This is a genomic window from Candidatus Izemoplasmatales bacterium (assembly GCA_041649275.1).
In the GTDB taxonomy this organism is placed as follows: domain Bacteria; phylum Bacillota_I; class Bacilli_A; order Izemoplasmatales; family Hujiaoplasmataceae; genus UBA12489.
Map to the genome: position 1 here is coordinate 517,814 of JBAZNL010000001.1, position 12,927 is coordinate 530,740.

Annotated in this window: 10 protein-coding genes; all 10 read right to left on the reverse strand. The window is 62.7% G+C overall.

Annotation, left to right across the window (positions count from 1 at the left end; genetic code table 11):
• Nucleotides 1-10 precede the first annotated feature (10 nt).
• Entirely contained in the window at nt 11-2,212 is a 2,202-nt protein-coding gene (locus tag WC509_02455; protein ID MFA5006311.1) for a Tex family protein, read from the reverse strand.
• A gap of 115 nt (nt 2,213-2,327) precedes the next feature.
• Nucleotides 2,328-2,846, reverse strand: coding sequence for a hypothetical protein (locus tag WC509_02460; GenBank protein MFA5006312.1), 519 nt, complete (start codon nt 2,844-2,846; stop codon nt 2,328-2,330).
• A 97-nt stretch (nt 2,847-2,943) separates the two neighbouring features.
• A complete protein-coding gene (locus WC509_02465; protein MFA5006313.1) occupies nt 2,944-3,285 on the reverse strand; it encodes a holo-ACP synthase in 342 nt (113 codons plus the stop codon).
• The gene (whiA, locus tag WC509_02470) at nt 3,282-4,235 is read right to left on the reverse strand and encodes a DNA-binding protein WhiA (GenBank protein MFA5006314.1); all 954 of its coding nucleotides are present in this window, start codon (nt 4,233-4,235) and stop codon (nt 3,282-3,284) included. Before whiA ends, WC509_02465 begins: the two co-directional genes overlap by 4 nt.
• Nucleotides 4,236-4,237: 2 nt before the next feature.
• Nucleotides 4,238-5,167, reverse strand: a complete 930-nt coding sequence (locus WC509_02475) for an FAD-dependent oxidoreductase (protein MFA5006315.1) — start codon at nt 5,165-5,167, stop codon at nt 4,238-4,240.
• Nucleotides 5,168-5,171: 4 nt separating this feature from the next.
• Entirely contained in the window at nt 5,172-6,455 is a 1,284-nt protein-coding gene (gene lgt / locus WC509_02480) for a prolipoprotein diacylglyceryl transferase (protein MFA5006316.1), read from the reverse strand.
• A 4-nt stretch (nt 6,456-6,459) separates the two neighbouring features.
• Nucleotides 6,460-7,401: an HPr(Ser) kinase/phosphatase gene (gene hprK / locus WC509_02485; protein MFA5006317.1), complete on the reverse strand. Its 942-nt coding sequence runs from the start codon at nt 7,399-7,401 to the stop codon at nt 6,460-6,462.
• Nucleotides 7,402-7,420: 19 nt separating this feature from the next.
• Nucleotides 7,421-7,984: a hypothetical protein gene (locus tag WC509_02490; GenBank protein MFA5006318.1), complete on the reverse strand. Its 564-nt coding sequence runs from the start codon at nt 7,982-7,984 to the stop codon at nt 7,421-7,423.
• A gap of 97 nt (nt 7,985-8,081) precedes the next feature.
• Nucleotides 8,082-10,898 carry an excinuclease ABC subunit UvrA gene (gene uvrA, locus WC509_02495; protein ID MFA5006319.1) on the reverse strand — a complete coding sequence of 939 codons (2,817 nt, stop codon included), beginning with the start codon at nt 10,896-10,898 and terminating at the stop codon, nt 8,082-8,084.
• Nucleotides 10,899-10,926: 28 nt separating this feature from the next.
• A complete protein-coding gene (gene ligA / locus WC509_02500) occupies nt 10,927-12,921 on the reverse strand; it encodes an NAD-dependent DNA ligase LigA (GenBank protein MFA5006320.1) in 1,995 nt (664 codons plus the stop codon).
• Between the last annotated feature and the right edge of the window lie 6 nt (nt 12,922-12,927).

A 12,927-nucleotide genomic window follows, 5' to 3' on the forward strand; every position in this document is an offset into this window, starting at 1 on the left:
GCGCGCGGACCTATCGGTCGAACGTGTCGCCCTTTTCCGGAGGCAGCATCGTCAGTTGGAGACGATGCCGGTCGAGGTCGACGTTGGTCACCCAGACCTTGACGATGTCGCCGACGGAGACGACCTCGAGCGGGTGCTTGATGTAGCGCTTGACCATCTTCGAGATGTGCACGAGACCGGCTTCCTTGATCCCGCAGTCGATGAACGCGCCGAAGTCGACGACGTTGCGGACCGTGCCCTGAAGTTCCATGCCCGCCTTCAGATCCTCGAGTTTGAGGAGGTCGCTCTTGAGGAGCGGCTGCGGATAGCGGTCGCGCGGGTCGCGCGACGGCGAGGCGAAGGCGTCGAACAGGTCTTCGACGGTGACCGGGTTCAGGCCGAGTTCGGACGCGACCTTCCCGCGGTCGGCGGCGGCGATGCGTTGCTTCGTCTCCTCGGTGCCGAGCATCGACGGATCGATCGACAGGTGCGAAAGGACCGCGAGCGCGGTGTCGTAGGATTCGGGGTGGATCGGGGTCTTGTCGAGCGGGTTCCCGGAATCCGGGACGCGCAGGAAGCCGACCGCCTGCTGGAAGGCCTTCGGACCGAGCTTCGCGACCTTCTTCAGGGCCTCGCGGTCGGAAAACGGACCGTTCGCCTCGCGGTGCTTGACGATGTTCGAGGCGACGGCGGTGTTGAGACCCGAGACGTATTGGAGGAGCGATGCCGAGGCGGTGTTGACGTTGACGCCGACTTCGTTCACGGCCGAGGAGACGACAAAGTCGAGGCGTTCGGAAAGCTTCGCCTGGGAGACGTCGTGCTGGTACTGGCCGACGCCGATCGCCTGGGGGTCGATCTTGACGAGTTCGGAAAGCGGGTCCTGCATGCGGCGGGCGATCGAGACGGCGGATCGCTCCTCGACCGCGAAGTCGGGGAATTCGGCACGGGCGATCTCGCCGGCGGAATAGACGGAGGCGCCGGCTTCGCTCACGATCACGTAGAAGACGGGACGGTCGAGTTCCTTCAGAACCTCGACGATGAACGCCTCGGTCTCGCGCGAGGCGGTGCCGTTGCCGATGGCGACGACGTCGACGCCGTATTTCGCGACGACGTCCTTGATCTCCTTCTTCGCCTCCTCGACCTGGCGCGGATTGACGCGCTGGCCGACGTAGGCTTCGTGGGGATGGACGACGCCCTTCGCCCTGAAGGTGCCGAACGGGTCAACGACCGCGTACTTGCATCCGGTGCGGTAGGCGGGGTCGACGCCGAGGACGGTCTTGCCCTTCATCGGCGGCTGGAGGAGGAGCGCCTTCAGGTTCTCGGCGAAGAGTTTGATCGCCTGGTCCTCGGCCTTCTCGGTCATCTCGCCGCGCAGTTCTCTTTCGATCGCCGGGGCGATCAGGCGCTTGTAGGCGTCCTTGATCGCGTCCTGCACAAGCGGGACGGACGGTGAACGCCGGCCGCCGACGATCTCTTCCTCGAGGTGGAGGTGGACGTCGCCGATCTCGACGATGACGTCGGCGGAGACGACCTTCTCCTCCTCGGCGCGGTTGATCGCGAGGATCCGGTGCGGCTTGACCTGCTTCATCGGCTCGCTGTAATCGTAATAATTCCTGTAGACCTGCAGTTCGTCCTTGGCGTCCTTCTTGATCTTCGTCGCGAGGGTGCCCTTGTTCCAGGTGAAGTCGCGGATCCACTTGCGGTGCTTCGCGTCATCGGAAATCCATTCGGCGATGATGTATCCGGCGCCTTCGAGGGCGTCCGCGACCGAAGCCACGGCATCGTTCACGAACGGGGCGGCGAGATCCTCGGGGGTCTTGTCCTTCGGGAAGGCGTAGATCGCCTTCGCGAGCGGCTCGAGACCCTTGGCGATCGCGTCGGTCGCCTTCGTCTTCTTCTTTTCCTTGAACGGGCGGTAGATGTCCTCGAGGTCGACGAGCTTCGTCGCCGCGGCGATTGCGGCCTTGAGTTCGTCGGTCAGAAGCCCCTTCTCGTCGATCAGACGGCTGATGTCGTCCTTGCGCTTCTGGAGCGAGACGCCGTATTCGTATTCCTTCTCGATCGTCCGGATCTGCTCCTCGTCGAGCGAACCGGTCGCCTCCTTGCGGTAGCGGGCGATGAACGGGACGGTGTTGCCTTCGCCGAGAAGGGAGAGAACCGTCTTCACCTGGTCGGGTTTGACCTTGAGATCGCCGGCGACGCGCGCGATCAATGCATCGTTAATGTAATCCATGATGAACCACCTTCGGTCGAATGTCTTCATATTATTTATACCACACCGGGGCCATTTCGCGGTAGGGAAAAAAGAAAACCCCGGAGCGCAACTCCGGGGTTCTGGAAGGCTGGATTCAGTTGAACGGGGCGTAGTCGCCGGTCTTGACGAGTTCGAGCATCTCGAGCACGGCGGTCGATCCGATCGCGGTCTCGTAGAATTCGCCGTCGTTCACGACGACGAGCATCGGCGTCCTGAGCGAGCTCAGGCTGATGACGCCGAGGAAGGCGTCCTTGTCGCCGGCGGTATCCTCGGTGATCTCGGCGGTGTTCACGAAATAGACGACGGTGTCGTTCTTGTTGATGCGGGAGACGAGGCGGAGCGCGTCCTTCTGGATCGCGACGCAGTTCTCGCAGGTGTCGTTGTAGAAATAGACGATGTAGTCCTGGACCTGCGCGGCGTCGACGGTCTGCGTGAGCACTTCGTCGTACTTGGTGATGTGCGTGTAGTCGTCGTAGCTGCCGACCGATACGGTCAGGTCGTAGAGGAAGATGACGAGGACGGATACGAGCACGAAGCCGATCAGTCCGACGATGATCTTGAGCAGGAGGAGTTCTCCGGATTGCTTCTTGAAGCCTTTCGCGTAAGTCGCCATGATGGTCACCCCAGATTGAAGATTAGCATTAATAATGATACCTTCTTTTGACCGCTTTTGCAAGCACAAGATGAGGCCGTCGCGAAAACCTCACGATTCACTTCGATTCGATCACGCAAAGACCGACGGCGTAGTCCCCCTCGTGCGAGATCGAGAGCCATACCCGGTCTTCGGGAAACTGTCCGGACGCGAGGTAGGGGCGGCCGTTCACGTCGTTTCCGACATGGATCGCGGTGATGGATCGGATCGAGAGTCCGGTCGGGGCGGCCTTGATGATGGCCTCTTTGACGGCGAAGCGGCCGGCGAGGAACTCGGCGCGCCTCTCCGGGATTCCGAACGCGGCGTAGAGTTCCAGTTCCCCGGGTGACAGGATGTGGGCGGGATCGATCGCGCGGAACCGCGCGACGGCGGCGATGTCGACGCCGATGCCGCGGATCATCGTGATTCCTCCCGGAGGTATTCGAGTTCGACGAGATAGTCCTTGAGGGCGCGGAAGCGGTGGTTGATCGCCGACTTCGTAAGCATCTTCCCGAAATGCTCCTCGGCGGCGTACGTGAGTTCGACGAGCGTCGACTCCGGATACTTCTTGCGCAGGAAGACGATCTCCGCGAGGCTCTTGGGCATGTCCTGCGGCTTGAAGGCCTCGATCTTCGCGATCAGTTCGAGCTGTTCGCGGGCGGCCTTCAGCGCCTTCTCCTCGTTGGCGATGTCGCAGTTCATGACGCGGTTGATCGAGTTCGCGAAATCGCGCTTGATGCGCGCATCCTCGAAGCGGAACAATTCGTTCGTCGCCCCCGTCACGCGCATGAAGTCGGAGATCCGTTCCGCCTCCTTGACGTAGACGATCCAGCCACGGCGGTTCTTCGTGGTCCGGGCGCCGAGGTCGAAGCCGTTCGCGAGCTTCGCGACGCTCTCCGCCAGCCGTTCCGAGAAGGTCTGGATCTCGAGATGGTAGGTCGGCGTCTCCGGCGAGTTCATCGATCCGCCGGCGAGGAAGGCGCCGCGCAGGTACGCCCTGCGGCAGCACTCCTTGGCGACGAGTGAATCGTCGACCTCCTGGAAGAAGAGGGCGTTTCTGTTCATCAGGACGAGATCGTCGACGATGTTCTGGACCCGCTCCTCGATCTCGACGACGTAGATGTCGTTCTTCTGGAGGTTCAGACGCCTTTTCGTCATCGTCAGCGGCTCGACCTTGTAACGCTCCTTCAATAGTTTCAGAAATTTCCTGACGACCGCGTTGTTGGTCGTCTGGAACGTCAGGGCGAGTCCCGTCCGGCGCAGTTCGACCGCGCCGCCCACGGCCAGAAGCGCCGACAGTTCGGCGCGGGCGCAACAGGCTGAATCGCGGGCGTTGGCCAGTTCGGCCTTGACGTCGGCGGTGAACGACATCGTCATCCCTCCGTTTTTCTGAGATCGTCGAGATACTTGACCGCCGACAGGGCGGCGATCGCTCCGTCCGAGATCGCGGTCGCGATCAGGCGGAAATCCTTCTTCGTGACGTCGCCGGCGGCGAAGAGGCCGGGAACCTTCGTCTTCATGTCCCGGTCGACGGCGATGAACCCGTCCGCGCCGACGGCGCCGGTGCCGGACAGATATCCCGTCTCGGGAAGATTCCCGACGTACACGAACGCCCCCTGGGCGGGCAGCACGCGCTCCGCGCCGGTGCGCCTGTCGCGGATCGCGACGCCTTCGAGCAGACGCGCGCCGACGAACCCGGTCACGGCCGTCTCCGTCAGGATCGCGATCGCCGGGTTGCGGCGAACGCGCGCGGCGAGTCCGGCCGCGGCGGTGAGTTCGGGGAGGTCGTGGACGATCGTCACCGAGCGGGCGATGCGGGAGAGGTAGTTACTCTCTTCGAGAGCAGAGTCGCCGCCGCCGATGACGACGACGTCCTTGTCCTTGAAGAAGATGCCGTCGCAGACGGCGCAGTAGGAGAGACCCTTCCCGACGAAGGCGGATTCGTTCGTGACTCCGAGCGTCTTCGACTTCGTGCCGGTGGCGACGATCACGGCGTCGCACAGATATTCGTCGGCGTCCGTCGTGATTCGGAATCCCTGCTCCTCCTGCCGGATCGAGAGGACCTTTCCGTAGCGGTCCTCGATCCCGAGGTCGCGCAGATGCGTGACCATCTTGGCGACGAGTTCCTCGGCCGAGACGCGGCCGAAGCCGAGGTAGTTGTCGACCTGGTAGGTGGAAAGCACGCGGCCGCCCGGGGTCGAGCGGTCGAGCACGACGACGTCCTTGTCGGCGCGTTTGGCGTAGATCGCCGCCATCATTCCGGCGGGACCGCAGCCGACGATCAGAAGTTCGCAGCGGACCATCGGATCAGAGATCCTTCTTCGCCCGTTTCAGTTCCGAAAAGTCGAATGCGCCCGGAACGTCGCCGTAGGTTCCGGTCTTGAAGCGGTAGCGGATCAGGAGATCGAGCGCGATCGCGCCGAGGATCATCAGGATCGACGTCGTCGTCGCCGCCTGCAGTTCGACTCCGAAGATCACGTAGGTCAGCGGGTCGGTTCGCATCGATTCGATGAAGATGCGCACGATGCCGTACCAGACGAGGTAGAACGGCAACAGTTCGCCGATTCGGACCGTCTTCAGACGCCTGAGGACCAGGGCGATTCCGAACCCGATCCAGTTCAGAAGCAGTTCGTACAGGAAGGTGGGATGGTAGTAGCCGGTGATCGGCTCGACCGACAGCCCGTGGAGGCCCCGGACGACGTACATGTTGTTGGCGATGAACTCGGGCAGGTGGAGCGTATGCCTGAGATAGGTCCACTGCGCCTCCAGCTGGAGGTTGGTGAGGGTTCCGGACGTGTAGCCGAAGATCGCCCCGCCATGGGCTTCCTGATTGAGGAAGTTGCCCCAGCGGCCGAACGTCTGGGCGAACACGAAGCCGACCGCAAGGAGGTCGGCGACCTTCCAGAAATCGATCTTGCGGACCCTGCAGTAGACGATCGTCGAGATCGCCGCGAAGACGAAGGCCCCGTGGATCGCCAGTCCCGAAAGACCGAAGTTGGTGAAGTCGAGGGTTCCGTTCTGGAACCCGAGGATCCGCAGAAGGGACGGGAAGAAGCCGCCGTAAACGAAACTCTCCCATTCGAAAGCGACGTACCAGAGGCGCGCTCCCAGAATCGCGATCGGGACGATCCAGAGGAATCCGTCGGTCAGCGCGTCCCGGTCGAGACCGGTCCGCTTCGCCTCCTTGAGGCCGAACGCGAGCGCGAGCATGATGCCCGTCATGATGAAGATGGAATAGAACACGACGGCGCGGTCGCCGATCACGACCAGGCGGTTGTCGAGGGTATAGACGGCTTTGATCGTGACGTCGCCGTCAATCTCGTCCCAATGGCTCTCCCACAGGTTCCAGCGGGTGAAATAGCAGTTCTCCTTGTTGTCGGGAGCCGCCGGGGCGACGATGTCGCAGGCTTCGCCCGCGGTGCAGGAGACGGTCTTGAGGACGGTGCCGTCGTAGTCGGCGAAGACGACCTCGTAATCGCCTTCGGCGGTCTTCCAGGTCGGCGTCGTGTCGATCAGGGATGCGACGACGAGGACGGCGAGGATCGTACCGAGAACGATCGCGATCCGGATCAGGCGCTGCTTCATGGTCATGGTGTCATTCCTCCCGTTTCTTCGCGTTCTCGAGGATGCGCGCGTTCAGGTCGGCGTCGAACTGCTTGGCCGAATGGTAGCCGAGCTGCTTCGCCTTGAAGTCGTAGGCGGCCGCCTCGACGAGCGTGGCGGTGTTGCGGGCTTCGGTGATCGGGATCGACACCGACGTGATCGGGGTGTCGAACACGAGCCGGGCGTCTTCCTTCAGGCCGAGGCGGTCGAAGTCGGTGAAGGCGTCCCACTTGACGAGGTTGACGAACATCGAGATGCGCTTGTTCTCGCGGTAGGCGCGGACGCCGAAGAGGTTGACGACGTTCACGATCCCGATGCCGCGGATCTCGAGATACTTCTTCAGAAGGTCGGGGGAGGATCCGATCACGATCCCCTTCTCCTTCTGGTAGACCTCGACGATGTCGTCGGCGACGAGCATGTATCCGCGCCGCACCAGTTCGAGCGCGACCTCGGACTTGCCGACACCGGATTCGCCGGTGATCACGACGCCGACGCCGTTGATGTCGAGGAGGACGCCGTGGATCGTCTGGCGCTCGGCGAGCGCCGCCTGCAGGAAGTTGAAGAGTTCGCTGAAAAGCGACGAGGTCTTGTACGCGCTCTTCAGGACCGGGATCGCGTATTCCTCGCCGAGGCGGAGGAACAGATCGGGGACGACCACGTTCTTCGAGAAAACGAAGGCCGGCGGCTGCTTCTCGAACAGCATCCGGACGCGGATCTCCTGGTCGCTTTGGTTCAGCCAGTGGAAGAAGGTGCCCTCCTTTGAGCCGATGATCTGGATGCGGTCCGATTCGTAGAAGTCGAACAGACCGGCGAGTTCGAGTCCGGGCTTGGAGACGGACGGGTTCGTGACGGGCCGACCGACGCCTTCGGAACCGGCGAGGACCTCGAGCTTCAGTCCGCCGACGACGTCGCGGACGGTGAGTTTCTGTTCCATGGGGATGCCTTCCTTCCGTTCAGGATTGCGGCGTTCCGCGGCCGGAGAGCCGTCGGACGGCGCCGATGTAGGCGAGTCTCACGAGGAAGCGGATCATCGTGAAGGAGGCGACGCCGACCAGCGGATACCAGAGGTTGTAGAACGAGAACTGGGTCGGCAGGACAAGCAGGTCGGCGGCGTAGAAGAACAACAGGTGCAGGAGGAAGAAGACCAGTCCCGACGAGTACATCACGATCTTCATCTGACGCCGGAAAAAATAGCGGCGGATCAGGACTTCGTAGACGGTGAACGCCGCCGCGAGGCCGGCGTAGATCCAGACGGAGTCGGCCTCGGCGAGGCCGACGAGGCCGAAGAGGACGACGAAGAGGATGAAGTTGACCAAGAACCCGACGACAAGGTTCGTCGTCAGGGACGGGGTGTAGTCGGCGGCCAGGTCGATCCGGATCGCGCGCACCTTGCGCGCACCAGGCTTGGCTTCCTTCTTCAGTTTGTCCAGATCCTCGCGGTTCTGGGCCTTGACCTGCTCGATCAGTTTCTCGAGGTTTTCGATGTCCTTGCGCAGGTCCTCGTCGTTCTTCTTCATGTCCGGATGCCCTTTCGCCCGCGTGCGGGCTACCTTTTATGATAACACATTTCGCCGCATACTTCGAGAAATTCCCGAGGAAAGGAAAGGCGGGAGGTCAGTTCCCTCCCGCCAGGATCTTCTTCAGATACTGTCCGGTGTAGCTCCGCGGGGTCGCCGCGACTTCCTCCGGGGTGCCGACGACGATGATTTCGCCGCCGCGGTCGCCGCCTTCGGGACCGAGGTCGATCAGATGGTCGGCGACCTTGATCACGTCGAGGTTGTGCTCGATCACGACGACCGTGGCGCCGGCGTCGACGATGTCCTGAAGCACCTTCAGGAGGTTGACGATGTCGTGCGAGTGAAGGCCGGTGGTCGGTTCGTCGAGGATGTAGATCGACTTGTCGGTGATCCGCTTGTACAGTTCGCTCGCGAGCTTGACGCGCTGCGCCTCGCCGCCCGAGAGCGTCACCGACGACTGGCCGAGCTTGATGTAGCCGAGACCGACGTCGTTGATCGTCTTCAGGCGCGTGTGGATCTTCGGGATGTTCTGGAAGAACGGCACCGCGTCCTCGATCGTCATCTCGAGGACGTCGGCGATCGACTTGCCCTTGTACTTGACGTCGAGCGTCTCCTGGTTGTAGCGCTTGCCATGACACTGGTCGCAGGTGACATAGATGTCCGGCATGAAGTGCATCTCGATCTTGATCACGCCGTCGCCGCCGCACTGTTCGCAGCGGCCGCCCTTGACGTTGAAGGAGAAGCGGCTCTTGTCGTAGCCGCGCGTCTTCGCTTCGTTGGTCATCGAGAAGAGGTCGCGGATGTCGTCGAAGACGCCGGTATAGGTGGCGGGATTGGAGCGCGGCGTGCGTCCGATCGCCGACTGGTCGATGTCGATGATCTTGTCGAAGACCTCGTAGCCGTCGATCGCGTCGCACACGCCGGCGATCTCGTTGCGGCGGGTGATGCGGTTGGCGAGCCCCTTGTACAGGACTTCGTTCACGAGCGACGACTTGCCCGATCCGGAGACACCGGTGACGACCGTGAAGAGCCCGACGGGAATCGACACGTCGATGTTCTTCAGGTTGTTCTGGCGGGCGCCGCGGATCGTCACGAACCCGCGCTCCGCCTTCCGGCGCGTCGCCGGGACGGGGATCGCGAGCTCGCCGGAGAGATACTTCCCGGTGATCGACTTTGGACATTTCATCATCTCGTCGGGAGTCCCGGCGAACATCACCTCGCCGCCGTGGATGCCGGCGCCGGGGCCGATGTCGACGACGAAGTCGGCGGAGCCGATCATCTCCATGTCGTGCTCGACGACGATCATCGTGTTCCCGATGTCGCGCATGTCCCGCATCGTGTCGATCAGGCGGCGGTTGTCGCGCTGATGGAGGCCGATCGACGGTTCGTCGAGGACGTAGAGCACGCCCGTGAGGCGCGAGCCGATCTGGGTCGCGAGCCGGATCCGCTGCGATTCGCCGCCGGAAAGCGTCCCGGCCGACCGGGACAGCGAGAGGTATTCGAGGCCGACGTTGGCGAGGAACGAAAGTCGGGTCTTGATCTCGCGCAGGATCGGTCGGGCGATCTCGTGGTCGCGCTCGGAAAGGTGGAAGCCGTCGATGTGGGCGAGATGGTTCTGTACCGTCATCGTCGAGACCTCGTGGATGTTCTTCCCGTCGATGCGCACCGACAGGGCCTCTTCGGAGAGGCGCTTCCCGCCGCAGCGTTCGCAGGGGATGTCGTTCATCATCGTCTCGATCCAGTCGCGGATCATCCGCGACGTTGTCTCCACGTAGCGGCGCTCGAGGCTGTTCACGACGCCCTCGAAGGTCTTCTTCTGGTTGTGCTCGAATTCGGAGGACTTCGAAAGGAACTTGTAGTGGATCACCTTGTCGGAACCGAAGAAGATGACGTGGCGCTGCTCTTCGGTCAGTTCGGAGAACGGCTTGTCGAGATCGATGCCGTGCGCCTTGGCGGCCTGGGCGACCATCTGGAAATAGATCGATTCGGTATTCGCGTACTTGTCGAGGACACCGCCGGAAAGCGAGAGCGATTCGTCCGGGACGAGCAGGTGGGTATCGATCTTGCGCTTGAAGCCGAGCCCCGAGCAGTCGGGGCAAGCCCCGAAGGGCGAGTTGAACGAAAACAGCCGCGGTTCGAGTTTCGGGATCGTGAAGCCGCAGTACGGGCAGCTGTAGTTTTCCGAGAAGAGCATCTCGACGTCGTCGACGATCGCGATCATCAGGCCTTCGGAACGCTTGCATGCGGTCTCGATCGAATCGTACAGGCGCGACCGCACACCCTCCTTGACGACGACGCGGTCGATCACGACCTCGATGTCGTAGCGCTTCGTCTTCTCGAGTTCGATCTCCTCGTCGAGGTCGCGGTATTCGCCGTTCAGGCGGATCCGGGTGAACCCGTCCTTGCGCAGGTCGGTGAGAACCTTTTCCTGCGCGCCCTTCTTCCCGCGGACCACAGGCGAAAGAACGGCGACCCTGGCGCCGTCGTGCTCGAGGATCCGGTTGGTCATCTCCTGGATCGTCTGGCGCGAGATCTCGATGCCGTGCTCCGGGCAATAGGGGCGGCCGATGCGGGCGTAGAGGAGACGCAGGTAGTCGTAGATCTCGGTGACCGTGCCGACCGTCGAACGCGGGTTGTTCGAGGTCGTCTTCTGGTCGATCGAGATCGCCGGCGAAAGACCCTCGATCGAGTCGACGTCGGGCTTCTCCATGTTTCCGAGGAACTGGCGGGCGTACGCCGAAAGCGACTCGACGTAGCGGCGTCGGCCTTCCTCGTAGATCGTATCGAACGCCAGACTGGTCTTCCCGGAACCGGAAAGACCCGTCATGACGATGAGCTTGTTCTTGGGAAGCGTGAGATCGATCGCCTTGAGATTGTTCTCGCGAGCGCCTTTGATGACGATCTGTCCGTCCACGGCGTCGCCTCCTGACATGATGGATTTTTTACTGCTGTTCGATCTCGGCGAGGAGGGCGCGGAAGCCTTCTTCGTCGACGATGCGGACGCCGAGTTCGCGTCCTTTGGTCAATTTCGATCCTGCGTCCGTCCCGGCCACGATCAGGTCGGTCTTCTTCGAGACGGAGCCGGCGACGCGGCCGCCGTAGCGCTCCACGAGCGCTTCGGCCTCGCTTCGCGACCATCCGGAAAGCGTCCCGGTGATGACGACGGTCTTGTCCGTGAAGGGCGTCGTCGCCGCGACCCGGTCGGACACGTAGGTCATGTTCAGCCCGAGGGATTCGAGTTCGTCGATCATCCGGGCGTTTTCGGGAACGGCGAACCATTCGACGATCGCGGCCGCGGTCGTTTCGCCGACGTCCTGGACCTTGAGGAGGTCGTCGATCGAGAGCGTCGCGATCCGATCCATCGCGGGATACCGTTCGCAGACGGTCTTCGCCGTCTTCTGACCGACGAGTCTGATCCCAAGACCGAAGAGAAGCCGGTCGAGGTTGTTCCGCTTCGACGCCTCGATCGCGTCGAGGAGGGACATGATCGACTTTTCGCCGAAGCCTTCCTTCAGAATCAGTTCCTGGGCATGGTCCTTCAGGCGGAAGATGTCCGGGATCGAACGGAGGAACCCGTCGTTGTAGAAGTCGGTGACGACCTTCTCGCCGAGCCCGTCGACGTCGTAGGCGTCGCGCGAGGCGAAATGGATCAGGCCGTTGATCTTCTTCGCGTCGCAGTCCGGATTGATGCAGAAATACTCGGCTTCGCCTTCGGCGCGCAGGAGCGGTCCGCCGCAGACGGGACACGACGTCGCCATCGCGAACGGGATTTCGGTGCCGTCGCGGCGTTCCGGGACGACCCGTACGACGGCCGGGATGACTTCTCCGGCCTTGCGGACCACGACGCGGTCGCCGACGCGGATGTCGAGGTTCTTGCAGTAATCCTCGTTGTGAAGGGTCGCCCGCGACACGAGCGATCCCGAGACGACGACGGGAGTGAGTTCGGCGACCGGCGTGACGACGCCGGTCCGCCCGATCTGGAAGGTGATCGCGTTCAGGACGGTGACGACCTCTTCGGGGGGATACTTGTACGCGGTCGCCCAACGCGGCGACTTCGCGGTGTAGCCGATCTTCTCGTAGAGCGCGAACTCGTTCACCTTGACGACGACGCCGTCGGTGTCGTACGGAAGCGAGCGGCGGAGCGCCTCGACCTTCGCCACGTAGGCGACGACATCGTTGATGTCGTGGCAGAGGCGTGACTCCGGATTGGTCTTGAAGCCGAGCCGCTTGAGCAGCGAAAGCGCCTCGAAATGGGTCGGAGCGAGGGTGCGGTCCATCATGTAGTAGATGTAGGCGTCGAGCCGGCGGCGGGCGACGGCGGTGGAATCGAGCAGTCGGAGCGAGCCGGCGGCGGCGTTGCGGAGGTTCTTGAAGGGTTCCTCGCCGAGGGTCGCCTTCTCGCGGTTCACGGCTTCGAAGGCGGCATCGTCCATGAAGACCTCGCCGCGCACCTCGAGGCGTCCCCGATGGGGGATGGTGAGCGGAATCGAGCGGATCGTGCGGACGTTCGCGGTGACGTCCTCGCCGATCGTGCCGTCGCCTCGGGTGGCGGCGCGCACGAGGCTGCCGTTTTCGTAGATCAGCGAGATCGACAGACCGTCGATCTTGAGTTCGGCGACGTAGGTGTACTCCGGAACTTCCTTCCGGACGCGGGCGTCGAAGTCCCGCAGTTCGTTCTCGTCGTATACGTTCGACAGGGAAAGCATCGGCGACGGGTGGACGACCTTCTCGAACCGCTCGACCATGCCGGAGCCGACGCGCCGCGTCGGCGAGTCGGGCGTCGCCAGTTCGGGATGGAGTCGTTCCAGTTCGATCAGCTCGTTCATCAAGGCGTCGAATTCGGCGTCGGTGAGGGAGGGGGCATCGAGCGCATAGTACTCGTAATTGGCGCGCTCGATGGCGGTTCTGAGTTCCTTGATCCGGGAGTTGACGTCCATGGGGCA